The following is a 26,580-nucleotide window of genomic DNA, read 5'->3' as shown; positions in this document are numbered from 1 at the left end:
CCGCACCCGGGATGGGAGGGGGCGGCCATGCTCACCTACGCGATCGGCGACGTCCACGGCCGCGCCGACCTCCTCGCCCGCCTGCTCGCCCGGATCGAGGACCACCGCGCCGGACGGCCGCGCCGCCTGGTCTTCCTCGGCGATGCCATCGACCGCGGGCCCGACAGCGCCGGCGCCGTCGCGATCCTGCGCGACCTCCAGGCCCGCGAGCCCGAGGCGGTGACCTGCCTGATGGGCAACCACGAGGCGATGCTGCTCGACGCGGTCGCCGGCACGAATCCCGGCCTGTGGCGGATCAACGGCGGGGGTGCGACGCTCGCCTCCTACGGCGTGGCGCATCCGGGCGACCTGCCGGGGGAGGTCGTCGCCTGGATCGCCGCCCTGCCGACCCTGCACGGCGACCCGCAGCGCTGGTACGTCCATGGCGGCCTCGACCCGGCCAGGGAGGCGGAGGCGAGCGATCGCGAGACCCGGTTGTGGATGCGCGAGCCGTTCCTGTCCTCGGGCCACGATTTCGGCCGCCACGTCGTGCACGGCCACACCCCGACGCCGACCGGCCGGCCGGAATTGCGGGCCTTCCGCACCAATCTCGATACGGGCGCGGTGTTCGGCGGCCCGCTCACCGCCGGCGTATTCACCGACCGGCAGGGGCCGCCGGTGGAGGTGCTGGCGGTGCGGTAGGACGCGTCTCGCTCTCGTCCCGCCATCCGTCGTCGGGCCGGCCGGGTCATCCGGGCAAAGACGAGACGCGCCGGCTTCCAAAGGGGAGAGCGATCAGACCGGGACGCGCGAACGCGGCAGCCGGCACGGGAGAGAGGACCCCCACGTCGTCACGAAGACGGATCGTGCGGGGGCCCGCTCAGTAGCTGCGCGCTCCGGGAATCGGCGGCGGCACGACGAAGACTCCGCCGCGCGCGGGAGGGGGAGCGATGCCGGGCCCATAAGGCGGGGGGCCGTAGCGGTCGTAGCGGTCCCCCCGGAACCGCTCGTCCCGCCAGCGCCCGTCCGCGTCGCGGCGGTCGCGATCGTCCCAGTCGCGGCCGCGGCGGCTGCCGAAGTCGCGATCCCGGTCATCGCGATCCCGGTCGTCGCGGTCGCGGCGCCGGGGCAGGATCTCGTCCGGGTCACGGCTCTCGGCATCGCGGCGGTCGAATGCCGGCCGGTCGCGGTCGCGCCGGCCGTAGCCGTCATCGTCGCGCGTGCTGCGCCGGGCGGTCGGGCGGTCGTCGTCCCATTGCGCCGCGGCGGGACAGGCGGCGAGCCCGGCGAGCAGAGCCGTGGCGAGCAGGAATCTCATCGAACAGGCAGTCCTCCGGGACCAGGCACCGGGCGAATCAGGCGACGGGCTGGTCGTCGCCCGCAGTATACTCCCGCCACAGCAGCACCAATGCCGCCATCACGGCCGGGCCCAGGAACAGGCCGAGAAGCCCGAAGCTCTCGACGCCGCCGAGGATGCCGAGCAGCACCCACAGGAAAGGCAGTCGGGTCGCACCGCCGATCAGGACCGGGCGGACGAAATGGTCGGCCACGAAGGTGATGACGAGGCCGGCCGCCGCCACGATGATCGCGGCCGTGGCGCCGCCCTGCGCCGCGGCGAGCAGGGCCGCGAGGCCGAAGGCGACCGGGGCGCCGAACGGGATCATCGCGGCGAGCGCCGTGAAGGCGCCGAGCAGCACCGGATGCGGCACGCCCGCGAAGAAGTAGACGATCCCGAGCAGAAAGCCCTCGCCGAGGCCGACCAGCACCAGCCCGTCGACGGTGCCGTGGACAGAGGCCGCCATCTGGCGCGCCACCCGCTCGCCCCGCGGGCCGAACAGGCGGCGGGCCGCCGAGAGCCCTTGCGCGGCCAGGGCCGGTCCGTCACGGAAGAGGAAGAACAGGGTCAGCAGCGTGAAGCCGAACAGCATCGCGCGATGGACGATCTGGCTGCCGAAGGTGCGCCCGAAACCCACCAGCGACGAGTGGTTGATCGACTGGTCGACGCGCTTGAGCACCTCGGACGAGCCTTGCGGGTGGCTGAGGTTCTCCTGCCACCAGGCCGAGACCTGCGCCGCCCCGAACGGCAGGCGCGACACGAAATCCGGCACCGGCCAGCCCTGTTCCTCGATCTGGCGCCAGAACGCGACCGCATCGTGCGCCTCCCGCGCCGCCTGCACGGCGACGACGATCAGCGGCACCAGGATGATCAGGGCGACCGCGAGCGTGAGGAGCGCCGGCCACAGGAGGTTGTGCTTGCCCGGCGGCTTGATCCGCACCAGCCGCTCGCGCAGGGGCCACAGGGCGACCACCAGGATCACCGCCCAGGCGAGCGCCGGCAGGAAGGGATGCAGCACCCAGAGGCCGAGGGCGGCGAGGGCGAGGACCAGCGCCGCCCGGGCGAAGGCCGAGGTGCCGGCACTCTGCGGGGGCGTCGGCACCGGTGCGGGCAAGGGTCCCGATTCCGGGCCGGTCGGGGGCTTCACGAGTTCCATGCCGGTTTAGTCCTGAGCCACCGCTCCGCGGGCGCGTCATCCGGCGTGACCTAGGGCAGGGGGCGGCTCGCGGAAACGCCGTGCGGTTGCCGGCCCGCCCCCCCTCGTGTATGCGGGCCCCTCGACCGGGCGCTGCCCGGCGAACCCGTTTCGGGTAGGCGGTTTCGTGGCCGGGGCGCGGGCGGTGCCCGGAGGTCGCGCCGTTCGAGCCAGACCTCAGCAGGAAGACGGCTGCACGTCCATGTCCGACACTTTCGACCGCGTCGCCACCATCATCGCCGACGTCGCCGACATCCCGCGCGAGAAGATCACGCCGGAGAGCCACGCCATCGACGATCTGGGCATCGACAGCCTGGCCTTCCTCGATATCGCCTTCGAGATCGACAAGACCTTCGGGATCAAGCTGCCCCTCGAGCAGTGGACCCAGGAGGTCAACGAGGGCAAGGTTCCGGCCGAGCAGTACTTCGTGCTGAAGAACCTCTGCGAGCGCATCGACGGCCTGGTGGCCGAGAAGGCCGCCAAGGTCTGAGCCGGCGGTAAGCGGTCGCGGGGATGCGCCTCGAATATTTCGACATGATCGACCGGGTCGTGAGCCTCGACCGCGCCGAGGGGCGCATCGCGGCGCTGGCCACGGTGCCGAACGAGAGCCCGGTCTTCGAGGGGCACTTCCCCGGCCACCCCCTGGTGCCCGGCGTTCTCCTCACCGAGACGATGGCGCAGGCCTCGGGCTACCTGCTCCTCGCCCGTGCGTCGTTCAGCCACATGCCGTTCCTGATGGGCGTCGACAAGGCGCGCTTCCGGTCCTTCGTTGGCCCCGGGGCCGTGCTCGAGGTCGAGGCGAGCCTGGAGCATGACGGCTCGGGGTACGCCGTGACCAAGGCGGCGATCCGGGCCGAAGGCAAGCCGCTCTGCAACGCCGAATTGCGGTTCAAGACCATGCCGTTCCCGGACGGGCTCGACGCGCCGATGCGCGAGCGCGCCGCCCGCATCGGCCTCCTCGACGGAGCGGACGCGCGATGAGACCGGTGGTCGTCACGGGCCTCGGGCTCGTCTCCTGCGCGGGCGAGGGCGTCGAGGCGCATGTCGCGGCCTACCGGGCCGGCGCGGCGCCACGTACCGACGCCGAGACCTTCGCGCCCTATCCCGTCCACCCGGTCGCGCCCCTGACCCTCGACGGGCAGATCCCCAAGAAATCCGATCAGCGGCAGATGGAGCCGTGGCAGCGCCTCGGCGTCTACGCTGCCGGCCTCGCCCTCGACGCAGCCGGCGCCAAGGCGGATGCCGCGCTCAAGGCTGCCATGCACCTCGTCGTGGCGGCGGGCGGCGGCGAGCGCGACTACGCGGTCGATGGCCAGATCCTCACCGGCCTGCGCGGTGCTGCCGATCCCGGCTCCTACCTCAACGAGCGCCTGCAGAACGACCTTCGGCCGACGCTGTTCCTCGCCCAGCTCTCGAACCTGCTCGCCGGCAACATCGCCATCGTGCACGGCGTGACGGGGGCCTCGCGCACCTTCATGGGTGAGGAATCGAGCGGGGTGGATGCCCTGCGGATCGCCCAGGCGCGCATCGCCGCCGGCCAGCTCGACATCGTTCTCGTCGGCGGCTCATACAACGCCGAGCGGGCCGACGTGCTGCTGATCCACGAGATGGGCGGCTACCTGCGCAAACCCGATTACCGCCCCGTCTTCGACCGCGGCGACGCTCCGGGCTTCATCCTCGCCTCCGGCGCCGCCTTTCTGGTGCTGGAGGCCGAGGAGCATGCCAAGAACCGCGGCGCCCGGGCGCTCGCCCGGCTCGACGCGGTGGCGAGCGACCGCACGAAGCGCCGGAACGGCAGCGTCGCCGAGAGCCTGACGCAGCTCTGGGGCAAGGCTGGCTTGCTGACGCCCGATGCCGTGATCTCCGCCGCCACCGGTTGCGCCGGCATCACCGCTGAGGAGCACGATGCGCTGACGACCCTCGCGCCGCAGGCGCCGGTCCGGGCGCTCGGCGATCTCACCGGCCACACGTTAGAGGCCGCCGCACCCTTCGGCGCCGCCATCGCGGCCGCCCTGGTGGCGGAGGGAGAGGCCGGCGAGGTCGCCGTCACGGCGGTCGGCCATCGCCGGGGCGAGGGCGTGCTGCGCCTCACCACCACGGGGGAAGGCCGATGAACCGCGACCGCGACGCGATGGGCCGCCCGCTGGTGGCGGTCACCGGCATCGGCGTGGTGACCTCGCTGGGCCAGGGGGTCGCCGACAACTGGGCCGCCCTGACCGCTGGGCATTCCGGCATCCACGCCATCACCCGCTTCCCGACCGAGGGCCTGCGCACCCGCATCGCCGGCACGGTCGATTTCATCGCCGCCGACCCGATGGTGGCGCCGCTCCTCTCCGAGCGCTTCGCCGAGGCCGCCGCCGACGAGGCCGTCGCGCAGGCGGGCCTGTCCGGCGATTTCCCGGGCGCGCTGTTCATGGCGGTGCCTCCGGTCGAGATCGAGTGGCCGCAGCGCCAGGCCCTCGCCGAAGCCGCGGCGACGAACGGCGACGTGACCTATTCGGATCTGCTACGGGCCGCCGCGAGCCGACGCTTCGACGACTGGCACGACCTGTTCATCTTCGGCACGGTCGCCGACCGCATCGCCGACCGTTTCGGCACCAGGGGCTCGCCGATCTCGCTCTCGACCGCCTGCTCGTCGGGGGCGACCGCGATCCAGCTCGGCGTGGAGGCGATCCGGCGCGGCGAGGTCGAGGCGGCGCTCTGCATCGGCACCGACGGTTCGGTGAACCCTGAATCGCTGATCCGGTTCTCGCTGCTCTCCGCCCTCTCGACCCAGAACGATCCGCCGGAAGCCGCCTCCAAGCCCTTCGCCAAGAACCGCGACGGCTTCGTGATGGGCGAGGGCGCCGCCGCCCTCGTGCTGGAGGACGCCGCTCGCGCCCGGGCCCGCGGCGCCCGCATCCTCGGCTACGTGCTCGGCTGCGGCGAGAAGGGCGACGGCTTCCACCGCACCCGTTCGAGCCCGGACGGCGCCCCGATCATCGCGGCGATCCGGGCGGCGCTGGACGATGCCGGCCTGCACCCGGACCGGATCGACACGGTGAACGCCCACGGCACCGGCACGCCGGAGAACGACAAGATGGAGGCGATGGGCTGCCTCGCGGTGTTCGGCGAGCGCATGCGCAGCGTGCCGATCTCCTCCAACAAGTCGATGATCGGCCACACGCTCACCGCCGCCGGCGCGGTCGAGGCGGCGTTCTCGCTCCTCACCATCGCGCATGGCCGGGTACCCCCGACCCTGAACTACGCCGTGCCCGATCCAGGCATCCCTCTCGACGTGGTCACGACCGCCCGCGACGTACCGGTGACGACGGTGCTGTCGAACTCCTTCGGCTTCGGCGGCCAGAACACCTGCCTGGTGTTCGGGGCGGAGCCCGCATGAGCGCCCCCGTGCACAACCGGCGCGTCCTCGTCACCGGCGGCGGGCGGGGCCTGGGCGCCGCGATCGTGCGGGCGCTCGCGGCCTCGGGCCACGACGTCGACTTCACCTATCGCGGCTCGCGGGAGGCGGCCGAGGCGCTGGCGCTGGAGCTCACCGCCCTCTACCCCGAGCAGCGGATGCGGCCCCACCCGCTCGACCTCTCGGACAAGGCGGCGCTCGACGATTTCTGCGGCGTCATGGAGGGCGAGGCCCTCTTCGGCCTCGTCCACAATGCCGGCCAGCCCTGCGACAGCCTCGCGGCGGTGCTCGACCAGGACCGGGCGGAAGCGGCGATGCAGGTCAATTTCTGGTCGCTGACCCGCCTCGCCAAGGCGCTGGTGCGGCCGATGACCCGGGCCAAGGCCGGGCGCATCGTGGCGATCGGCTCGGTGGCAGCGCTCCAGGCCAATCCCGGCAACGCCGCCTACGCGGCGAGCAAGGGCGCGCTGATCGCCTATTGCCGGACGCTGGCCATCGAATCGGCCCGGCGCGGCGTCACCGTCAACGTGGTGGCCCCCGGCTTCATCGACACCGACATGATGGCGCCCTACGCCGCCCACCGCGCCGGGATGGAGAAGCAGATTCCCGCCGGGCGCTTCGCCGCGCCCGGTGAGGTGGCCGATCTGGTCGCATTCCTGCTGAGCCCCGGGGCGGGGTACATCACCGGTGCGGTGCTGCCGGTGGATGGCGGGCTCACCGCGATGATGGGCATCCACCGCACCTGACGAAACGAGCTCATGCGGCACCCCCACTTGCGCGCCCGCTTGCGCGCCGCCGCGGCGGCGGCCTTCCTCCTCGGTCCGGCGTCGATCCAGGCGCAGGATTTCGGCCGGCTGGAATTCTTCCGGGTCGAGGGGCTGCCCCCGGGCGACACGCTCAGCATCCGCGAGGCGCCGGATGCCGATTCGCCGGCCCTCGGGCAGGCCCCGCCCCGCGGCCGCCTGCGCGGCTTCGGCTGCACCAACGACACCCCGAGCGGCCTGACCTGGTGCCGGGTGAAGCTCGGCCCGATCGTGGGCTGGGCGCGGCGGCGGTACCTGACGCCGGAGTGAGCGGACGCTTCGACAAAAGCTCCGCCCAGAGGAACACCGTATGAAAGCCCTCCAGCTCTTCGGCGACCGCGACCTGCGCCTGACCGAGGTCCCGGACTTGGATCCGCCCGGCCCCGGCGAGGTGCAGATCCGGGTGCGCGCCGTCGGCCTCAACTTCATCGACGTGTGGGGCTTCCGCGGCATGGCCTTCGCCAAGCGCAAGCTGCCGCTCACCGTCGGGGCCGAGGCCGCCGGCGAGATCGCCGCACTCGGCGAGGGCGTCGAGGGCTTGAGCGTCGGCGACAAGGTCGCGCCCTACGGTGCGCTGACCTGCGGCAAATGCCGTGCCTGCCGCGAGGGCCGCGACAACCTCTGCGAGGAAGTCGGCGGGGTGCTGGGCTTCCACGTCGACGGCTTCGCCCGCGAATACGTCAACCTGCCGGCGCGCCTCGTCGTGCGGGTGCCCGACGCGGTCAGCTTCATCGACGCCGCCTGCGCGCCGATCGCCTTCGGCACGGTGCAGCACATGCTGTTCGACAATGCGCGACTCGAGCCCGGCGAGACGATCCTGGTCCATGCCGGGGGATCGGGCATCGGCACGACCGCGATCAAGATGGCGAAGGCGATCGGCTGCACGGTGTTCACCACCGTGGGCGACGACGCCAAGGGCGAGAAGGCGCGGGCGCTCGGCGCCGACCACGTCATCAACTACCGCACCGAGCGCTTCGAGGGCGAGGTGCGCAAGGCGACGAAGCGCAAGGGCGTCGACGTGGTCTTCGAGCATGTCGGCCCCGAGACCTGGAACGGCTCGCTGCTCTGCCTCAAGCGCGGCGGGCGGCTCGTCACCTGCGGGTCGACCTCCGGCGTCTCCACCACCATGAACCTGATGCAGCTGTTCCAGCAGCAATACCGCATCACCGGTTCGTTCGGCTGCCGCATCGCCAATATCCGCGACGCCCTCGGCAAGATGGCGGAGGGGATGAACCCGGTGATCGATACCGTGCTGCCGCTCGCCGATTTCGCGCAGGGGCTGGAGCGGCTCGAATCGCGCAAGGTGTTCGGCAAGATCCTGGTCACGCTCTGAAGGACACGATCGCCCAGGAAGTGTGCGGAGACCGCCGGCACACCCTTGCGCAAACCGGTCCGGCGAGAGAAGAGGCAGCGTGCAGGGCGTGAAGATCCTGCGCGATCGCGTCCCTTTGCCCGCTCTCCTGACCGGATTGCTTCGTGAGATCATCGTGCTGCGCCTGAAGCTGAGGCTCTACCGCACCCTGTCCCGCCTCGCCGGCCTGCCGATGGTCTTCGTGGTCCGTGCCCTCTTCGCGCTCGCCCGCCTCCTCGGGCCGGCCCGTGCGGCGGCGGCGGGAGCGGCGATCGCCCGGGCGATCGGGCCCCGGCTTCCCTCGCACCGCACGGCGCTCAAGAACCTGCGCCAATCCTTCCCGGAGGCGCGCGAGGCGGAGATCGCCGCGATCGCCCTCGGCTCCTGGGACAATCTGGGACGCACCGGCGCCGAGTACGCCCATCTCGCCGAGATCTTCGACTACGACCCGGAGGCCGCAACGCCGGGGCGGATCGAGGTCGAGGGCATCGAGCACTTCTTCGCACTGCGCGACGACGGCAAGCCGGGGCTGATCTTCTCGGCCCATCTCGGCAACTGGGAGCTGCCGGCGATCTGCGCCGCCCGGTTCGGCCTGGAGGCGAGCGCGGTGTTCCGCCCGCCGAACAGCCCGGCGGCGGCGCAGCTGGTGCAGGAGGTGCGCCGCGCCACGATGGGTGGCCTGACGGCGGCCGGGCCCGGCGCCGCTTTCGCGATGCAGGGCGTGGTGGAGCGCGGCGGCCATCTCGGCATGCTGGTCGACCAGCATTTCACCCGCGGCGTAGTGGTGGACTTTCTCGGTCACCCGGCCCTGGTCAACCCGCTGCTGGGAAAGCTCGCCCGGCACTACGACTGCCCTGTCCACGGGGTGCGGGTGATCCGGCTGCCGGGCGACCGGTTCCGCCTGGAGCTGACCCCCGCCCTCGACCTGAAGCGGGACGCGGGCGGCGCGATCGACGTGCAGGGCGCCATGCAGGCGATGACCGACGTGATCGCCGGGTGGGTGCGCGAGTACCCCGAGCAATGGCTGTGGATGCACCGGCGCTGGCGGCCGGCAATGCTGCCCCCGGCGGCGGCCCGGGCGCCCGCCGCTCAAGCCTCAAGCTAACGTGACTTCTCTCCGCCCGCCGGCCGGGTGTTGATGACGCATGACGCGCGCGCCCTTTCACCGCCTGCTCGCCGGCCTGGTCCCGGCCTGCCTCGGCCTTCTCGGCCCGGCCCGCGCCGAGGAGACACCGCCGCGGGCGGTGGTCGAATTGTTCACGAGCCAGGGCTGCTCCGCCTGCCCGCCCGCGGACCGGCTGGTGAGCGAGCTGGCGCGTGATCCGGGCGTGATCGCCCTGACCCTGCCGGTGACCTACTGGGACTACCTCGGCTGGAAGGACACGCTCGCCAGCACCTCGTTCACCGCGCGCCAGCGCGCCTATGCGAGCATGCGCGGCGACCGGCAGGTGTTCACGCCGCAGGCGGTGGTGAACGGCGCCGCGACGGTGGTCGGCTCCGACAAGGCGGCGCTGGAGCGCAGCATCCGCGACCCCGGCACCGCCGCGAGCCTGCCGGTGCCGATCCACAGCGAGGCCGACCCCGATCGCATCGTGATCGATGTTGGCCCGGCGCGCGACGCCGGGCGCACCGCCGAAGTGTGGCTGCTGCCCGTCGCCCGTACCTGCGAGGTCGCGATCGGGCGCGGCGAGAACCGCGGTCGCACCGTCACCTACCGCAACGTCGTGCGGGGCATGCACCATGTCGGCTCCTGGCGCGGCATGCCGGCCCATTACGAAGTGCCCCGCACCGCCCTGGTGGCCGCCGACGCCGATTCCTACGTCGTGGTGCTCCAGGCCGAGAACAATGGGCCGGGGCGCATCCTCGGGGCCGTCAAGGGACCGGGCCTGTGAGAGCCGGTTCGACGTCGATGGCCGGTCTGATCCCATCCACGACCTCAGGATGAGATCGCGAACTGGATAATCGCGGCGCCGGAAGAATGCGCCGCCAGGAGGAGACGCACCTTGGCCGACCCGACCGACATCCCCGCCTATACCCTGCCCGAGCGCAATCGCCGGGTGCTGCTCGCACGCCGGCCGACCGGCATTCCGCAATCCGAAGACTTCAGCCTCGACACCGTCCCGGTGCCGGAGCCGGGTCCAGGCGAGATCCTGGTGCGCAACCTCTATCTCTCCGTCGATCCGGCGCAGCGCGGCTGGGCCAGTGCGGAGGCCAACTATTCGCAGCCCGTGCCCCTCGGCGGGCCGATGCGGGCCCTCGCCGTCGGGGTCGTTGTGCGCTCCAACAGCCCCGACGTCGCCGAGGGCGAGTTCCTGTACGGCTGGTTCGGCTGGCAGGATTACGCGTCCGTTCCGGTCTCGGCGATCTTCCGGCGCTGCCGCGAGGCGGTGCCGCTCTCGGCCCATGCCGGGTTGCTCGGCCTCAACGGGCTCACCGCCCATCTCGGGCTGACCGAGCTCGGCCGGCCGAAGGCCGGCGAGACGGTGCTGGTCTCGACCGCGGCGGGCGCCGTCGGCAGCCTCGTCGGCCAGATCGCCCGCAACCTCGGTTGCCGCGCGATCGGGCTCACCGGCAATGACGCCAAGGTCGCCCGCTGCCGCGAGGCCTACGGCTATGCCGCCGCCTACAATTACCGGACCGGGGACTGGGCCGCCGCCCTGGCCCGGGAGGCGCCGGAGGGGGTGAACGTCTATTTCGACAATGTCGGCGGGCCGATCCTCGATGCGGCGCTGCGCCGGATGGCGGTGGGCGGCCGGATCGTCCAGTGCGGCACCGCCTCGGTGGCGAGCTGGACCGAGACGCCGACCGGGCCCCGCGTCGAGCGCGAGATCCTGACCCGGCGCCTCGTCTGGAGCGGCTTCGTGGTGCTCGACCACAAGGCCCGCTTCGAGGAGGCGGTCGCGCAACTGGCGGCCTGGTACATGGACGGCCGCATCATCCTCGACGAGGATGTCTCCGAGGGCATCGAGGGGGCCCCCGGGGCGATCGCCGCGCTCTACCGCGGCGAGAACCGCGGCAAGCGCCTCATCTACGTCGGGTAGGATGATCGGGGGTTAAGGGGTCAGTCGACCCATTCGCCCCGGCGCATCAGCGGCTCAGGTCTCCCCTCCGGCGTCACCCCATCCACGTCGACCTCGGCCGAGCCGATCATCCAGTCGATGTGGATCAGGCTGCGGTTGGCGCCGCGGGCAGTGAGATCCTGTTCGCTCAGGCCCGCGCCGCCATCGCGAAAACACTTGCTGTAGGCCTGGCCCAGCGCGATGTGGCTCGCGGCGTTCTCGTCGTAGAGGGTGTTGCAGAACAGGAGCCCCGAAGCCGAGATCGGCGAGGAGGCCGGCACCAGCGCGACCTCGCCGAGGCGCCGCGCGCCCTCGTCGGTGTCGATCACCTTCGCCAGCACGTCGCCCCCGGTGCGGGCGTGCGATTCGACGATGCGGCCCTCCTCGAAGCGCACCGCGATCCCGTCGATCAGGGTGCCCTGGTAGGAGAGGGGCTTCGTCGCGCTGACATGGCCGGTCACCCGCATCCTGTGCGGCGTGGTGAACACCTCCTCGGTGGGGATGTTGGCGTTGCAGACGATCCCGTTCTTCGCCGTGGTGGCGCCGCCGCACCATTCATGGTCGTCGGCGAGGCCGACGGTCAGGTCCGTGCCGGGCCCGCGGAAATGCAGGGCGGCGTAGCGGCGCGCGTTGAGGTACCGCGTGCGGTCGCTGAGCGCCCGGTTGTGCGCCGCCCAGGCGCCGACCGGATCCGGCCCGTCGACCCGCGAGGCGGAGAAGATCGCATCCCACAGCCGGGCGACGGCCTCGTCCTCGGGCAGCTCAGGAAATACCGTGCGGGCCCAGGCGGGAGACGCCGCCGAGACGATGGTCCAGTTGGTGGCGAAGTTGGCGATCTGCTCGAGCGCCGGCATGTACGCCTTGGACCGGGCGCGGTTGGCCCGCGCCACCTTGTCCGGATCCTGGCCGGCGAGGAGCGACGGGTCGTCGCCCGAGATGGCGAGCCGCGCGGCGCCGCTCCGATAGGCGTGGGCCATGCCCTCGTAGAGCCAGCCGGCGGCGTGGTCGAAGGCGTCGTCATGGCCGTGCTCGAAGCGCGCCAGCGTCGCCTGGTCGTCGGCGAGCAAGGTGGTCACCACCGACGCGCCGGCCTTGTAGGCCTGGGCGGTGATGCGGCGGGCGAGCGGCAGCGCGTCGAGGGGCGCCGTCATCACCAGTTCCTGCCCGGGCCGGAGCCCGAGCCCGACCCTCACGGCGACCTCGGCGAGCCGGTCGAGGCGGGCGTCGTGCGTGCTCATGCGAATGTCGTCTCCTGCAGGCGAGCGCTGTCCTGGACGGCCCAAGAGTGGGGTCTCACCCCACCCGCGTCCAGGCGATGCCGCCCAGATCCTCCCGGAAGGCGAAGCGGGCGAGGTGCTCGGCCACCACGCCCTGCATCCGGGTGAGGCTCTCCAGGTCCGGCGCCTCGACCCGCAGGGTCAGGCCCTCCGGGTCGGCCTCGGCCGTGAAACGCCGGTCCTCCCCGAACGGCACCACGCCGCGCTCCGGCGAGAAGGTCGTCTCGGGGAACTTGTGGCCCCAATGCTTGCACAGCTGGGTCAGATAGCGGCTGCCGCTCGCCGTATCGACGCGGGCTTGCGCCGCCAGGGTCACGGGATCGCTCACGCGGCTTCCCCTTCTTCCTGCCCTGCGTCCTGCAATGCCGACCAGATCGCCTGCGGCGTCGCCGGCATGTTGATGTGGCGGATGCCGCGGGGGCGCAACGCGTCGACGAGGGCGTTCATCACGGAGGGCAGCGAGCCGGCGCAGCCCGCCTCGCCGCAGCCCTTCACCCCGAGCGGGTTGGTGGTGGCGGGTACGGCGTGGCTCTCGAAGCCCATGAACGGCGCGTCGGAGGCCCGCGGCAGGCAGTAATCCATGAACGAGCCGGTCACGAGTTGGCCCTGCTCGTCGTAGGCCGTGCGCTCCATCAGGGCCTGGCCGATGCCCTGGACCACGCCGCCATGGAGCTGACCCTCGACCAGCATCGGGTTCACCAGCGTGCCGAAATCGTTGACGGTGGTGTAGCGCAAGACCGTGGCGACGCCGGTCTCGGGATCGACTTCGACCTCGGCGACGTGGCAGCCGTTGGGGAAGGCCGAGGGCGATTCCTTGTGGGTGTGGGCGACATCGAGGCTCTTCGGCGCCGACGGGTCGGGCAGGCCCGCCCGCACCTTGGCGGCCAATTCCAGGAGACCGATGCCCCGGTCGGTGCCCGCGATGGTGAAGCGGCCCTCGCGAAACTCGATGTCGGCGGGGCCCGCCTCGAGCACCGAGGCCGCGGCCTCGCGGCCCTTGGCGATCACGAGGTCGCCGGCCTCGACCAGAGCCGTGCCGCTCGCCATCAGCGACTTCGACCCGCCGGTGCCGCCGCCGGCGATGAGCTGGTCGCTGTCGCCCTGGAGGAGCCGGATGCGGTCGAGGGGGATGCCGAGGCGGTCGTGCAGCACCTGGGCGAAGGGCGTCAGGTGGCCCTGGCCGTAATCGAGGGTGCCGGTGATGATCGTCACGGTGCCGTCGGCCTCGAAGCGGATGCCGCCCATCTCGTTCTGCGGCGGGGCGGTGATCTCGAGGTAGTCGCCGATGCCGATGCCGCGAAGCTTGCCCCGCGCCTCGCTCTCGGCGCGGCGTGCCGCGAACCCGTCCCAGTCGGCGGCCTGGAGCGCCCGGTCGAGCACGGCCGGGAAGTCGCCGCTGTCGTAGGTGAGGCCGGATGGCGCCTTGTAGGGCATGTCGGCCGGGCGGATGTGGTTGCGGCGACGGAGCTCCACCCGGTCAAGGTTCATCTCGGCGGCGGCGGTGTCGATCAGGCGCTCGATGAAGTAGTTGCCCTCGGGCCGCCCGGCGCCCCGATAGGCGCCGATCGGCGTGGTGTTGGTGAACAGGCAGGCGACCTCCACGTCGAAGACGGGGGTGCGGTACACGCCGACCATGTTGCGGGCGATGTTGACGGTCTGGAACAGCGGCGCCAGCGGGTTGAGATAGCCGCCCATATTGGCGCGGCCCTTCACGCGGAAGGCCAGGAAGTTGCCTTCGGCATCGAGCGCGAGGTCCGCCGTCACCGCGACGTCGCGGCCGTGATGGTCGGACAGGAAGCTCTCGGAGCGCAGGTCGGTCCACTTCACCGGCCGGCCGAGGCGCTTGGCGGCCTCCAGGAGCGGCAGGTATTCGGGGTAGACCGGCGCCTTCATGCCGAACGAGCCGCCGACATTCCCGGTGAGCACCCGCACCTTGTCGCGCGGCAGCTTCAGGACGCCCTCGGCAAGGGTGTTGCGCAGGCCGAACACGCCCTGCGAGCCGACATGGAGGGTGAAGCGGCCGTCCTCCGGCTCGTACACGCCGATGGCGGAGCGCGGCTCCATCGGGTTGATGACGAGGCGGTTGTTGAGGAGGTCGAGGGAGGTGACGTGGGCCGCCTTGGCGAAGGCCGCCTCCGTCGCCGCCTGGTCCCCGGTACGGAAGTCGAGGGCGAGGTTGCCGGGCGCGTCGTCGTGGAGGAGGGGCGCACCTTCGGCCGCGGCCTCGTCGGGCGTGGTCACGACGGGCAGGTCCTCGATGTCGAGCACCACCGCTTCCGCGGCGTCGCGGGCCTCGGCCAGGGTCTCGGCCACCACCAGGGCGACCGGCTCGCCGACGTAGCGCACCCGGTCGATGCTGAGGGAGGGGTGGGGCGGCTTGCGCATCGGCGTGCCGTCCTGGTTCTTGAACGGCAGGGCGTTACCGATCGTCCCGTAGCCGTCGAGGTCGGCGGCGGTGAGCACCGCGAGCACGCCCGGCATCGCCAGAGCAGCCTCCGCGTCGATCCCGCGGAGATGGCCGTGGGCGATCGGGCTGCGCACGAACACGCCGTAGGCCTGGCCGTCGAGGGCGAGGTCGTCGGTGTAGCGGCCCTCGCCCCGCACCAGCACCGGGTCCTCGGCCCGCGGCACCGGCTGGCCGATGCCGAATTTCTGCGGAGTGGCGAAGTCGCGGGCGTCGGGACGGGCGTTCATGCCGGGGCTCTCCGGGATTCTTGTCAGTGTCAGCTAGCAACTCGGCCGAGGCATGCAAGACACGGGCAGGCAGGACACCCCGGCGCGCAGGGCACGGCTCGTGCCGCCACAGAACCGAATCCCGGATCGGAAACCTGAAACCAGCCCTTGCGGAAAGGCCGTTGAGCACGGCAAGCCTGTGCGGCGGCGACCGCAAAGGCGTATCACAGGCCGGCCCGATGACCCTCTCGATCAACCTCCCCCTGATCCTCGCGGCGGCCTTCGTCTCCAGCGCCAGCCCCGGCCCCGCGACGCTGGCGATCGCCGACACGGCGATGCAGGGCGGGCGCCGCGCCGGGCTGACGCTGGCACTCGGCGTCGCCACCGGATCCCTGACCTGGTCGATCGCCGCGGCGCTCGGGCTCGCGGCGGTGATGGCCTCGAGCGCCTGGGCCCTCGAACTCCTGCGCTATGCCGGCGGCGCCTACCTCATGATCCTGGCGCTCAAATCGGCCCGCAGCGCGATCAAGGGGCCGCCGGCCGCGGCCCGAACCGAGGCGACGACCTCGCGTACCGATGCCCGAAGATCCTACATCAAGGGGCTCGCCCTGCACCTGACCAACCCGAAGGCGATCCTGTTCTTCGGCTCGCTCTACACCCTCGGGATCTCGGCCCGGACCTCGCATGCGGAGCTGGCCCTGGTCATCGCCGCTGTCGGCCTGCAGAGCACGCTGATCTTCACCGGCTACGCCTGGCTGTTCTCGAACCGTCGCCTGGCCCGGGGCTATGGCCGCCTGCGGCGCTGGTTCGACGGCGTGTTCGCCATGCTCTTCGCCGGAGCGAGCCTGAAGATCCTCACCGCGCGGCTGACGCCGTGATTCGCTCGCCTCGCCGAACCGATCGGGGCGCCGCATGACCGAGGAGGCCGCGCTCGCGGAACTGGCCCCGCTGTTCGAGGAGGTGTTCGGCGAGCCGGTGCCGCTCACCCCCGCGCTGACCGCCGAGGACGTCGAGGGCTGGGACTCGACCCGGATGATCGAGCTCATCATCGCGGTCGAGGCGCGGTTCCGCATCAAGCTCACCACCCGGGAGGTCGACGGGCTGTCGAGCGTCGGCGACCTCGCGGCCCTGATCGCCCGCAAGGCTCCCGAGACCCGGAAGTGACGGCCCCGCGATGACGGTCGACCTCTCCTGGCTGCCCGAGCCGCCGCCGGATTTCGCCGCCCGCCTCGCCGCGGCGGAGGCACTGTCCGACCTGGAGGCCTGGGACGCGCTGGTGGCGCTCGCCCGCACCCGCCTCGATCCGGCCCGGACCAACCGGCTCGACCGGTCCTTGCAGCGGCGCTTCCCCGAGGGGTCTCCCTCTGGCCCGCCATTGCGGCTCGCGCTCCTCGGCTCCTCGACGCTGGCGCATCTCGCCGCCGGGATCCGGATCGGGGCGCTGCGCCGCGACCTCCGGCTCGCTGTGTGCGAGGGCGCCTACGGCCAGTACCACCGGGAGATCGATGGCGAGCGCTTGCGCGCCGTCCGGCCCGACTTCGTGCTCCTCGCCCTCGACGCCGCCGATCTCCTGGGACCGAGCGACCCCGGTGCCGGGCCGGAGGCGGCGAGCCTCGCCGACGCGATCGGCCGCCTGAAATCCCTCTGGGCCCGGGCGCGGGCGGCGCATGGCTGCGCCGTGATCCAGCAGACGCTGCTGCCGACCGCCCTTTCGCTGCTGGGCCACAACGAGCACCGGATGCCGGGCTCGCTCGCCGCCCGAACGCTCCGCCTCAACGCCGCCTTGCGGGACGCTGCACAAGAGGACGGCGTCGACCTCCTCGCCCTCGACGACGCCGTCTCGCGTCACGGCCTCGAGGCCTGGCACGATCCGGCTTTGTGGCTGCGGGCTCGCCAGGCGGTGACGCCGGCGGCGGCCCCACTCTACGGCGACCTCGTCGCCCGGCTCGTCGGCGCCCGGCTCGGCCGCTCGGCCAAGGCGCTGGTGCTCGACCTCGACGACACGCTCTGGGGCGGGACGATCGGCGAGGACGGGCTCTCCGGCCTCGTCGTCGGGCAGGGCAGTGCGGTGGGCGAATCCTTCCTCGCGCTCCAGGCCTACGCCCGCGATCTGACGCGCCGCGGCATCGTGCTGGCCGTCTGCTCGAAGAACGATCCCGAGACGGCCCGACGGCCCTTCGCCGAGCATCCCGACATGCTCCTGCGCCTCTCCGACGTCGCCGCCTTCGTGGCGAACTGGGACGACAAGGCGACCAACCTCCAGCGCATCGCGGCGGAACTCCGGCTCGGCCTCGACGCCCTGGTCTTCGTCGACGACAGCCCGTTCGAGCGCGCCCTGGTGCGCGAGCACCTGCCGATGGTGGCGGTGCCGGAGGTGCCCGACGAGCCGGCGCGGGTCGCCCGCTGCCTCGCGGATGCGGGCTACTTCGAGGCCGCGACCCTGACCGACGAGGATCGTGGGCGTGCCCGCGCCTACGCGCAGGACCGGGCGCGCCGGGTCTCCGGCTCGGCCCCCGGCAGCACGGAGCTTTCCGGCACCCTCGCGGGGCTCGGCATGCGCCTCACCTGGCGCCCATTCGACGCGGTCGGGCTCCCGCGCATCGTCCAGCTCGTCAACAAGACCAACCAGTTCAACCTCACCACGCGGCGCCTGCGCGAGGCCGAGGCCACGTCGCTGATCGAGGATCCCGCCGCCCTCACGCTGCAGCTGCGCCTCAGCGACCGCTTCGGCGACAACGGCGTGATCGCGGTCGCGATCGGCCGGCTCGCCGGCAGCGACCTCGTCATCGAGACCTGGCTGATGAGCTGCCGGGTGCTCGGGCGGCGGGTCGAGGAAGGAACCCTCGCGGCGCTGGCGGCTCAAGCCGTGCGCCGGGGCGCCCGGCGCCTCGTCGGTGTCTTCCGCCCGAGCGGGCGCAACGGGATGGTGGCGGATCTCTACCCGCGCCTGGGCTTCACCGCCGATGCTTCCGGGCCGGACGGGGATGGGCGATGGGTGCTCGACCTCGCGGCCTACGCGCCGCCCCGTGATCTGCCGATGGTGGTGGAGGCGGGCTGAACCGTGTCTCACACCCCTCGCATCCTCTCACGCCACCTCGTTCGGGATCTCGACCGGGGTGGCCGCCGCGGAAGAAGGGGTGAGGACGGGTAGGGAGACCGTGAGGCGTTGCCGATCGACACCGTGTCCAGTCTCCGCTCGTCGAACCTGACGTGCGGACCTCCCGTCTGCGGCGACGCGGCCCGCCCTTGGATGACCGCTTCACGGAAGCCGACAGCCGAGGTCAGGTGGCTGCGCTCGCCGGCATGACGGTCCGCCGGCGCCCGGAACATCCGCCGACGCTCCGGCCAGGCCTCGTCGCAGCAAGGCTGCGGCGAGGCGACGATCATGGGCGGGCCTCCCGACGGGCCGCGGCAATCGCTCCACCGCGACGCCGTGCAGGACGATGCTCCGCACTCCGGACCTGATGGTCCGGCTTCCAATCAGACGAAGACGAAGTTGTCCTGGGTGAAGCCTTTGCCTGCGAGGTCCGACACCGACGCGACGTCGGTGAAACGGGCGATCGAAACGGCGTCGTTCTCTCCCCGAACGTAGAGCATGCTGGCCGTCCCGACCGTCGTGTTGAAGTACAGGATCAGGTCGCCGGCCTGCTCTCCCGTGACGGCGGTGGCCGCCGCGGAGGCGGATGCGAACCCCTGGTCGGTCAGGACTACGACGCTCTCGCCTGCCGCTCCCGCTGCCGCGCCCGAGTAGAAGCTGTCGACCCGGGTGGACGGACCGCCCGAGGACGTGTTGACGAAGTTCGCTCCAGCCTGATCGACGCCGAGGTTCGCCGCATCGAAATTCAGGCGGTCGTCGGACGCGTTGAAATCGATGATCTCGGTGTAGCCAGGCACGAGACCGCCTTCGACCAGCGCCAGCGGGTTGGTGAACTTGAACTCGAAGATGTCGCGTCCGCTTCCCCCCGTCAACGTATCGAGGCCGTCGCCTTGATAGAGGATGTCGTCACCCTCGCCGCCGATGAGACGGTCGCCGGCGAAGTCGCCGCGCAGCGCCATGCGCCCGTCGTCGCCGTAGAGGACATCGTTGCCGATCCCCCCCTCGAGGGTATCAACACCGGTGCCCCCGGTGAGAATGTCGTTGTCCTGCTCACCGAGCAGCAGATCGTCGCCTGCATTGCCGAACAGCTGATCGGAACCGAAGAACCCGGTGACCGTGTCGGCTCCGTCGCCTCCCGAAACGACATCGTCGTCCAGATCGCCGTAGAGCAGATCGTTGCCCGCCCCGCCATCCAGGGTGTCGCGTCCCGAGAATCCGTGAACGAGATCGTCGCCGTCGCCGCCGAAGCCCAGATCGGCACCGTCGCCGCCATCGAGGGAATCGTTGCCCTCGCCGCCGAACAGCACGTCGTCGCCGTCCCCGCCCTCGACGGTGTCGTTTCCGCTCCCGCCATCGACCCAATCGGCGTCCTGCTCGCCGCTGACGAGGTCGTTGCCGGCGCCTCCGCGCAGGGTGTCCCGCCCGAAGAAGCCCCGCACCGCATCGTCGCCGGCCCCCCCGTCGACGCTGTCGTTGCCGACGTCGCCGAAGAGAGTGTCGTCCCCCGCAAGGCCGAAGACCGTATCGTCGCCACCGAAGCCGTGGATGAGATCGCCGAATTCACCGCCGGTGAGGGTATTCGATTCGTCGGTGTCGAAAATCGTCAGCGGCACGCTGGTGTCGTCGTCGGTGATCGTCAGCACCGCGCTTCCGACGCCGATCGTCGACGGCTGGTCGACCGAGACGATCCGCAGGCCGAAGGTTTCGTCGGCCTCGATCAGGCGGTCGCCCAGCACCGCGACCGTGACGGTCCGGGAGGTCTCGCCATCGGCGAAGTTGACCGTGACCGGGATGCTGGAGACATCCTCGGCATCGGCGGTGCCGAGGGCTGCGAGGGTAACGGCGGCGGCGCCGGTGGCGACGTCGCGGGAGACGGTGAACGAGACGTTGCGGCTTCCCGCGCTGCCCTCGACCACGGACGTTTCATCGGCGGCGATCGAGTAGATGGGCGCGGCGAGCACGGTCAGCAGCGTTTCGACCACCGTCGACGCGTTCGAGGCGGTGAAGACGGTGCCACCGGACTCCGTCGCGATCTCCCTGAACGCGGCCGCCGTGCTCGCATCGCTCCCGATGACGACGGTGTAGATTTGCACCGGCACGACGTCGGCGGGGGAATCCGCGGATGCGTCGGCGACGGAGAAACTGGTCATGAACAGACCGGGCGCCATCGCCCTGGTGACCGGTGCGGTGGGCACATCGACGTTGAGGTTGCGAGCCAAGCGGTAGACCTGCCCGGCCAACTCGACATCCTTCGGAGGAGCATCGCCGAACAGGATGATCCGGCGCGCCGCCGCCTCCTTGCGCCACGTGCCGGCGCCTCCGTTGAGCGCGCGCAGCAGCCCGGCATTGACGGCTTCGGGAAAGTCGCCGCCGCCGCCGACGGTGATGCGGTTGATCGCCCCGATCGCCGCGCTCTTGCGATCGTCGGGGTCGGGTTGCTCGGTGAACGACAAATAGGTTTCGGTCGCCGGGTCGTTGTAGCCGACGACGGCCACCCGCGAATTCAGCAGCCCGCGGCTGGGATCGAAGATGCCGTTGAGGATCGCCGCCGATTGCGCTTTGACCGCGCCGATATCGTCGAACATGCTCCCCGTCGTGTCGATCACGAAGGCGACGTCCTGGCCGGGGCGAAGATTGACGGTCCGATCGGAGAAGCGCGCGAACTCGACACTCTTGAGAGTGTCAGCGCCATCTCTGTCGACATTAGAGTCGGAAATGACGATCGAACCATCAGTTACGAATTCAATATCGTAATCACCATAGGCGCCCGTATACAGAGAGGTGTCACTCCCGCTGCCGCCTTCGATGAGGTCGTTTCCAGCTCCGCCGATGATCAGATCGTCGCCGCCGCCGCCATTGAGATTATCTGCTCCGGAATAGCCTTCAATGGAGTCGTTTCCGGTTCCAGCCAGAACATCATCAACGGCATCTTTGCGTCCGATGTAGTATGTTGCTTGATTATGGTGGCTCGAAGACCCTGAAACAAAATCCGTAACACGCTCGTCCGTGTCGATGAATACGACGTTTGAGTCTGGTGTCATATCCAGAAAAAACTCTGAATCGATAACTCGATCGAGCGCTTCAACATAGTTGTTCTTATCGTGAGGGGCCGGTCGAGGAAGTCCCGGGAAGGAATATGTATCATCATACCAAAGCGTATTATCGGCCGTCGAAGGAAAATCGTTGCTGGAAAATGGACTGCTCAAGCGCGGCAGTATTTTGAATACGAGATCATTTTCAAATCCGAAATTCAATATATCTTGATTGTCTGCAACTTTTGGTGTGGCAAACGTAATATAATCGGCGGAACTGAATGCGCCACCGTAACTATCAAACGAGATATCACGCAGGATATTTGCGGCTGCGGCGCCGAGGCTGTGGCCAGTTACAAAGACATGGTTGATGCCGGTTGTTGCAGAGTACGACGCAACCGTATCTAATAACGAATTATAAGCATTGATATAGTTACGATTGCCGACAATATCTGCATAGGTAGCGACGTCCAGTACGCCATCTGTTCCCCTGAATGAGATCGCTAAATCGTTGCCTTGGCGGAAAAGAGCTGCTGCCGGAGCTCCCAGAAAACCTAATCCACCTTCGAAGTATCCTCCATCAAAAGATCCACTCAATGTTCCAGAAACAAAACCAATATCACTGCCTGTCAATCGATTCCACCCACCTCCTGGCTCTCCTCCATCGATGTATGCGGATCTCGCCAGTCTTGCTACTTCGGCAATTTCCTCAGCACCCGCAGAAAACCCCCCAAAATAAGGCATTTTTTCCTCCCTTAATTCTGATATTCTCTGATGTAAGATTCTTAGTAACGTGACTGTTCCCGGCGTAGCAGTGCAGGCCAGATTTTGCAAGTGCAGAGTGGTTAACCCTTGAGAAGGGGCGCGAATGTGTTGGGAGACCTAAATCTGGAAAGTTGGGATAACTGGTTTCATGCCAGCCAATATGATCGTATGATCCGCGGATCTTGCAGAAAACTTACAAGAAATATGACGAATAAATCAGTAAAAAACTATTTCTGTCTAGTAAAGAGATTTAACATTGCTAGTGTGAAAGCTGGCAGCATCGGGGGAAGGCGCGATGAAGGTGAGGTTTCGAGGATGACTCCGCTTCTCATGCCCACTTCCTGCCCGGGACATGCGGAATGCCGGCATCCGCCTCTCAGGCAGATATCGGCCAGGGCACTCATCTGGTAATGCCGCCTCACCGCCGCAGCCGGTTCCCCAGCACGAACCCGAACAGCCCCATCAAGACGATGCCGGTCCCGCCCTGCACCCCGACGAGCAGGTTGGTGATCCGACCGACCGGCTTGATGCCGATCTCCGGCGGGTTCGCCGTCATCATGTTGAGGGCGCTGTAGCTCAGGAGATCGAGGGCGTTGTAGGTCGGCGCGCCGCTGCCCTCCGGGATCAGGCCGCCGGTGAGCCCGAAGAGCCCGGCGAACACCACGATCAGCACCGCGAAGGCGCGAAACAGCCGTGACAGGCTCTCGCCGTAATCGCACAGCCACTCGACGAACCGGTCGGCGAGCCAGCGATAGCCGTGGCGCAGCACGCCGCTGCGGTCGCGGGCGCCCCAGGCGGTGCGGAACAGCACGCCCGCATGCAGGCGTCCCATGCGACGGCGGCGGCGATAGGCCCAGCCGGCCTCGTCGCGGCTGCCGATGCTCTCGAAATTCTGCTCCAGCGCCAGGTAGCTCGCCTTCGCCGCCTCATACTCCCCGGCGACCTCCTCGCCCACCGCCTCGCCGATCTGCGCGGCGCGGAAGCGCGTGCCATTGAGCCAGGCGCCGGCGAAGCGGGCGTGGCGCAGGCCGCAGGAGGAGAGATCGAGCCGCACCAACGTCGCGGCGGAGAGGTCGGCCCCCGAGAGATCGGCCCCGTCGAGCTTGGCGCCGGTCAGCGTGGCGCTGCGCAGGCGCGAGCCGGTGAAGCGCGCCTTGGTCAGGCTCGCGCCCTCGAAATCGGCGTGGGTCAGGTTGGCGTCGGAGAGGTTCACCTCGTCGAGGCGGGCGCCGCGAAACCGCGAGTAGTCGGCATCGGCCCCGGTGAAGTCCGCACCCCATAAATCGGCGCCGGAGAAATCCGCGCCGTCGAGCAGGCTGCGGGGCAGGCGGGCGAAGCGCAAGGACCCGTCCCGGAAGCTTGCATCCTCCAGCATCGCCTCGGTGAAGTCGGCCTGGCCGCCCGCCACGCCGGTGAAGCGTGCGCCGCTGAGGTCGGCCTTGCCGAAATCCGCCTCCTCGATCAGCGCGCCCGAGAAATCCGCCGAGCGGGCGAGCGCCCCGGTCAGCCGGGCCCGCTTCAGGGTGGCGCCGGTGAGGTTGGCCTGCTCGAGGTCGCTGCCGCCGATCTCGGCCCCGGCAAGGTTCAGGCCCTGACGGTCCTGATCCCACCACGCCGCGTCGCCGGCGACCGGCGCGAGGCGCGCGCGGCTCAGATCCGCCTCGCGCAGGTCGAGGGGCCGGCCGTCGCGGTGCAGGGCCGCGCCGTCCCGCGCCGCGATCTCGGCGAGGAGCGCGCCGACGCGCGGATCGAGCGGGGTCTGGGGGCGGGTGTTCACCGCTCAGATGCGCCGATCGCGCGTGACGGGCCTGTCCATGCCATGGCGCACGGGTTTTCCTTCGAGTGGGTCGGGCCGATGTCGCCGGTATCAGCCACGGACCTGGCGGGAATGCAACGGCGGGGCCAATGGCGGCGCGCCTGCACGGCGGGAGGTGGACGCTGCGGCTATGATCGGTCGCAATCCGTCGACAGGAAAAATTTGGAGTACGAAACAATCCATCGCCATGATCGATGATCAACCGCGCCATCATGCAGGTTCGGCGAGTCTATCAGCGATCCGAGCAGGCTGTCGCGGCCTCGGGCACCACTGCGCGTTTTTCGCACTGATGAGATCCTGCATGGGATTGCCTGCCGAGCAAAAATCGATCAACAAGACAGGTGGACAGTTCCAGTCGTCGCCATTTATGAGTGTATCGAGTGGTGATCAGGTATTAATCATGAGCGAAGAAAGCATGGTCGGCGCCGCGATCTCGGAGATGCATAACCGCATACATTTTCTGGCGCTGATAGCCGTCATCGCAACATCATCCCTCGCCCATGCCGAGGATCTTCGGAAGGAATTTACCTGGGTTAAGGCCGAGGGATCGCCGCCGAAGCTCGGCCTGCAGCCGAAAGACCCCGATCACCGGTCGATGTCCTATGACTATGTCTACATGGAGTGCGGCCGGCAGGGACAAGTCACGGTCGCGGCATGGCCGATCGATCGTCGCGCGCGAGCTCCGAAGGCGGCCGTGGGCCTTACTGTCGTGACGGATCGCGAGCGCCACGTCCTGCCCAACCCGAAACGCTCCTTCAACGAGATGGACGAGGCCTGGCAGGTTTCGGCCACCACGTCAGACCTCGCATTTCTCCGCACCATGCTGCAAGCGTCGAGCATCCGCCTCGATACGACCGGTCTCTCCCTGGTCCTGCCGATGGCCTCCCGGGATGTCGGCGCCTTCCTGAAGCACTGCGAGCAATTCCGACGCTAGGTTCACGTCAGGCCGGACGCGGGCGGCCTTCGCGGCGGCCTGAGCCTACCGCAGATCGAGGGCCTGGATCACCTCGGCCACCCGTCGCCGCGCATCCTCGCCGAGAGGCAGGATCGGCCGCGGCGGCGCAGCATGGCAGAGGTCGAGGAGGCCGGCGCAGGCGAACATCACCCGCAGGCTCGAATACTTCTGGAACAGAGCCCAGAGGGGGCTGAGCCAGGCATCGAGCCGTCGCGCCTCTGCACGGCACGGACGATGTCGATCGCGACTTGCGGAAACAGCCCGGCGACGACGCTGTACCAGGCATCCGCTCCGGCGAGCAGCGCTTCGGTCGTAGTCCTATCGCCGCTATTGCCGAGGAAGACACCCTGCGGAACGGCGGCACGCAGCCTTGCCAGGTGCCCGGCGATCACCTGTGGGTCCTGGCCCGGGCTCTTCACCACGATGATGCCGGGCAACCGGCTTAAGCCGCCGATCAGCTCAAGGCCGAGCCGGAAATGCGTGGTCGAGGAATCGTTTCAGATGCACAGTGGCAAGCCGCTCTCCCGCGCCACCCTCGCGACATTCTCGAACACCTCGTCGTCGGTGGGCGGCGTTTAGGAGAAGGCCGCGAGCAGCCCGGCCGCGGCGCCCGCCGCCCGGGCATCCTGCGCCAGATGCGCCACTGCGTCGGTCGGCAGCGCACCGATTCCGACCATCACGGGCACCGTCCCTGCGTGCCGTCGAGAGCGGCGTCGAGCACCCGGCGGCGCTCTTTCCGCGTGAGGTAGGGATAGGAGCCGGTGCTGCCGAGGAAGCCGATCGAATCGACGTCCGCGGCGCACAGGCGGGCGACGAGCCGGCGCAGGGCTGGAAGATCAACCCGGCTATCAGCATCCGGCGGGTGTGATCGGGAAGGTGGAAAGGCCGGTGAAGCGCGGCGTCGATCCGTCCTGTCTGGCCCAGGGTCAGGCGGCGGGCCGCCGCGCGAGGGCGAGGCCGAGGCCCAGTGCGATCATCGCGGCACCGGAGGCCTCGCGCAGGCGGCGGATCAAGCTTGGGCGGGACGCGGCCCCGCTGCGGAGACGACTGGCCGCGACGGCGACCGCGAGGTCGGCGAGGGTGTTGAGCGCGACCGACACCGCCCCCAGAATTACGAACTGCAGCGCGACGCGACCGGCGGCCGGATCGACGAACTGCGGCACGAAGGCCAGGAAGAACGCCGCCGTCTTGGGGTTCAGCGCCTCGACCAGCACGCCCTCGCGGAAGGCGCGCCCGGGTCCGCTCGGGGGCGCCACACCGGCTGGCACCTGGGTCGGCGCGCACTGGCGGGCGGCACGCAAGGTGCGGTAGCCGATCCACACCAGATAGGCCGCACCCATCAGCTTGAGTGCCGTGAACAGCTCCGCGCTGGCGAGCACGAGGGCGGAGATACCGAGACCACCCGCCAGGACATGAACCATGCCGCCGAGCCCCGTGCCGAGGCTCGACGCGACGCCTTCGGCGCGGCCCCCAGCAAGACTGCGCGCGGCGACGTAGAAGAGGCCCGGGCCGGGCGTGACGGCGAGCACGAAAGCCGCCGCGACGAAGATAGCGAGGGAGGTCGGATCGGGCATGAATGTCTCGGAAAGGGCGGGGTGCCGGCCAGCTGGCGCCGATGCATCGGGCATGCGGAGCCAGTAACGGCAAACCGGTTCACTCCCTACGGCCAGTTCCACGCATTCGTGCTGGTCCAGTTCGCCGCCGGCTTCCGTTCAGCTTGAAGAGGGGCGATGCGCAAAGATCCCTAACGCAAAAAACCCCGCGAGGCTCTGAGCCTCGCGGGGTTTTTCATGATCTTGGTTGCGGGGACAGGATTTGAACCTGTGACCTTCAGGTTATGAG

At 69.8% G+C, this 26,580-nt stretch carries 23 protein-coding genes and 1 pseudogene; 15 read left to right on the top strand and 9 right to left on the bottom strand.

The features are described 5' to 3' along the window. Positions 1-27: 27 nt before the first annotated feature. Complete coding sequence (locus tag MFF64_RS18935; RefSeq protein WP_238191955.1) at positions 28-681, top strand: metallophosphoesterase family protein; 654 nt, start codon at positions 28-30, stop codon at positions 679-681. A 178-nt stretch (positions 682-859) separates the two neighbouring features. On the opposite strand, the gene MFF64_RS18930 is transcribed toward MFF64_RS18935, so the two are convergent. Beyond that, positions 860-1,297: a hypothetical protein gene (locus tag MFF64_RS18930; RefSeq protein WP_099903715.1), complete on the bottom strand. Its 438-nt coding sequence runs from the start codon at positions 1,295-1,297 to the stop codon at positions 860-862. Between the two features lie 37 nt (positions 1,298-1,334). After that, on the bottom strand, positions 1,335-2,471 hold the full coding sequence (locus MFF64_RS18925; RefSeq protein ID WP_099903717.1) for an AI-2E family transporter: 1,137 nt from the start codon (positions 2,469-2,471) through the stop codon (positions 1,335-1,337). Between the two features lie 241 nt (positions 2,472-2,712). Between MFF64_RS18925 and MFF64_RS18920 the strand changes: the two genes are divergently transcribed. From MFF64_RS18920 to MFF64_RS18875, 10 genes are all read left to right on the top strand, one after another. Beyond that, complete coding sequence (locus MFF64_RS18920) at positions 2,713-3,000, top strand: acyl carrier protein (RefSeq protein WP_048443797.1); 288 nt, start codon at positions 2,713-2,715, stop codon at positions 2,998-3,000. 23 nt (positions 3,001-3,023) lie between these two features. Beyond that, on the top strand, positions 3,024-3,491 hold the full coding sequence (locus MFF64_RS18915; RefSeq protein WP_099903719.1) for a 3-hydroxyacyl-ACP dehydratase FabZ family protein: 468 nt from the start codon (positions 3,024-3,026) through the stop codon (positions 3,489-3,491). Next, positions 3,488-4,624, top strand: a complete 1,137-nt coding sequence (locus MFF64_RS18910) for a beta-ketoacyl-ACP synthase (RefSeq protein ID WP_238191952.1) — start codon at positions 3,488-3,490, stop codon at positions 4,622-4,624. Before MFF64_RS18915 ends, MFF64_RS18910 begins: the two co-directional genes overlap by 4 nt. Beyond that, the gene (locus MFF64_RS18905; RefSeq protein WP_238191950.1) at positions 4,621-5,892 is read left to right on the top strand and encodes a beta-ketoacyl-ACP synthase; all 1,272 of its coding nucleotides are present in this window, start codon (positions 4,621-4,623) and stop codon (positions 5,890-5,892) included. Before MFF64_RS18910 ends, MFF64_RS18905 begins: the two co-directional genes overlap by 4 nt. After that, positions 5,889-6,656: an SDR family oxidoreductase gene (locus MFF64_RS18900; protein ID WP_099902395.1), complete on the top strand. Its 768-nt coding sequence runs from the start codon at positions 5,889-5,891 to the stop codon at positions 6,654-6,656. Before MFF64_RS18905 ends, MFF64_RS18900 begins: the two co-directional genes overlap by 4 nt. A gap of 12 nt (positions 6,657-6,668) precedes the next feature. After that, the gene (locus MFF64_RS18895; RefSeq protein ID WP_099902398.1) at positions 6,669-6,983 is read left to right on the top strand and encodes an SH3 domain-containing protein; all 315 of its coding nucleotides are present in this window, start codon (positions 6,669-6,671) and stop codon (positions 6,981-6,983) included. Positions 6,984-7,023: 40 nt separating this feature from the next. After that, positions 7,024-8,046 (top strand): zinc-binding dehydrogenase, encoded by a 1,023-nt coding sequence (locus MFF64_RS18890; RefSeq protein ID WP_238191948.1) that lies wholly within the window; start codon positions 7,024-7,026, stop codon positions 8,044-8,046. Positions 8,047-8,200: 154 nt separating this feature from the next. Further along, complete coding sequence (locus tag MFF64_RS18885) at positions 8,201-9,169, top strand: lipid A biosynthesis lauroyl acyltransferase (RefSeq protein WP_099899590.1); 969 nt, start codon at positions 8,201-8,203, stop codon at positions 9,167-9,169. Between the two features lie 40 nt (positions 9,170-9,209). Then, complete coding sequence (locus MFF64_RS18880; RefSeq protein ID WP_099899585.1) at positions 9,210-9,956, top strand: DUF1223 domain-containing protein; 747 nt, start codon at positions 9,210-9,212, stop codon at positions 9,954-9,956. A 111-nt stretch (positions 9,957-10,067) separates the two neighbouring features. Then, entirely contained in the window at positions 10,068-11,105 is a 1,038-nt protein-coding gene (locus MFF64_RS18875; RefSeq protein WP_207767866.1) for an NADP-dependent oxidoreductase, read from the top strand. Between the two features lie 20 nt (positions 11,106-11,125). Here MFF64_RS18875 and MFF64_RS18870 read toward each other — a convergent pair whose 3' ends face one another. Genes MFF64_RS18870 through MFF64_RS18860 form a run of 3 tightly spaced genes read right to left on the bottom strand, consistent with a single transcriptional unit; the run spans position 11,126 to position 15,094 of the window. Next, positions 11,126-12,361 (bottom strand): aminopeptidase, encoded by a 1,236-nt coding sequence (locus tag MFF64_RS18870; protein WP_099899583.1) that lies wholly within the window; start codon positions 12,359-12,361, stop codon positions 11,126-11,128. Between the two features lie 55 nt (positions 12,362-12,416). Beyond that, a complete protein-coding gene (locus MFF64_RS18865; protein WP_099899581.1) occupies positions 12,417-12,728 on the bottom strand; it encodes a DUF2218 domain-containing protein in 312 nt (103 codons plus the stop codon). Further along, positions 12,725-15,094, bottom strand: coding sequence for a xanthine dehydrogenase family protein molybdopterin-binding subunit (locus MFF64_RS18860; RefSeq protein WP_099899579.1), 2,370 nt, complete (start codon positions 15,092-15,094; stop codon positions 12,725-12,727). The genes MFF64_RS18865 and MFF64_RS18860 overlap by 4 nt, the downstream gene beginning before the upstream one ends. Before the next feature lie 161 nt (positions 15,095-15,255). Between MFF64_RS18860 and MFF64_RS18855 the strand changes: the two genes are divergently transcribed. Genes MFF64_RS18855 through MFF64_RS18845 form a run of 3 tightly spaced genes read left to right on the top strand, consistent with a single transcriptional unit; the run spans position 15,256 to position 18,131 of the window. Next, positions 15,256-15,951: a LysE family translocator gene (locus MFF64_RS18855; protein ID WP_238191946.1), complete on the top strand. Its 696-nt coding sequence runs from the start codon at positions 15,256-15,258 to the stop codon at positions 15,949-15,951. A gap of 34 nt (positions 15,952-15,985) precedes the next feature. After that, on the top strand, positions 15,986-16,237 hold the full coding sequence (locus MFF64_RS18850) for an acyl carrier protein (RefSeq protein WP_238191944.1): 252 nt from the start codon (positions 15,986-15,988) through the stop codon (positions 16,235-16,237). 10 nt (positions 16,238-16,247) lie between these two features. Next, entirely contained in the window at positions 16,248-18,131 is a 1,884-nt protein-coding gene (locus tag MFF64_RS18845; protein WP_099899575.1) for an HAD-IIIC family phosphatase, read from the top strand. 422 nt (positions 18,132-18,553) lie between these two features. On the opposite strand, the gene MFF64_RS18840 is transcribed toward MFF64_RS18845, so the two are convergent. Both MFF64_RS18840 and MFF64_RS18835 read right to left on the bottom strand, forming a co-directional pair. After that, positions 18,554-21,835 (bottom strand): VWA domain-containing protein, encoded by a 3,282-nt coding sequence (locus MFF64_RS18840; protein WP_238191942.1) that lies wholly within the window; start codon positions 21,833-21,835, stop codon positions 18,554-18,556. A 550-nt stretch (positions 21,836-22,385) separates the two neighbouring features. Then, positions 22,386-23,744, bottom strand: coding sequence for a pentapeptide repeat-containing protein (locus MFF64_RS18835; RefSeq protein ID WP_238191941.1), 1,359 nt, complete (start codon positions 23,742-23,744; stop codon positions 22,386-22,388). Positions 23,745-24,084: 340 nt separating this feature from the next. Between MFF64_RS18835 and MFF64_RS18830 the strand changes: the two genes are divergently transcribed. Beyond that, positions 24,085-24,717: a hypothetical protein gene (locus MFF64_RS18830; protein WP_238191939.1), complete on the top strand. Its 633-nt coding sequence runs from the start codon at positions 24,085-24,087 to the stop codon at positions 24,715-24,717. Between the two features lie 45 nt (positions 24,718-24,762). Here the strand turns inward: MFF64_RS18830 and MFF64_RS18825 are convergent. Together MFF64_RS18825 and MFF64_RS18820 are read right to left on the bottom strand one after the other, a co-directional pair. Further along, positions 24,763-25,607 (bottom strand): annotated as a pseudogene (locus tag MFF64_RS18825) (dihydrodipicolinate synthase family protein). Positions 25,608-25,664: 57 nt separating this feature from the next. Further along, entirely contained in the window at positions 25,665-26,312 is a 648-nt protein-coding gene (locus MFF64_RS18820) for a LysE family translocator (RefSeq protein ID WP_099902278.1), read from the bottom strand. Positions 26,313-26,580 lie beyond the last annotated feature (268 nt).

The sequence above is a fragment of the Methylobacterium frigidaeris genome (assembly GCF_022179185.1).
In the GTDB taxonomy this organism is placed as follows: Bacteria; Pseudomonadota; Alphaproteobacteria; order Rhizobiales; family Beijerinckiaceae; genus Methylobacterium; species Methylobacterium frigidaeris.
This window is presented reverse-complemented; position numbering and strand designations above follow the sequence as displayed.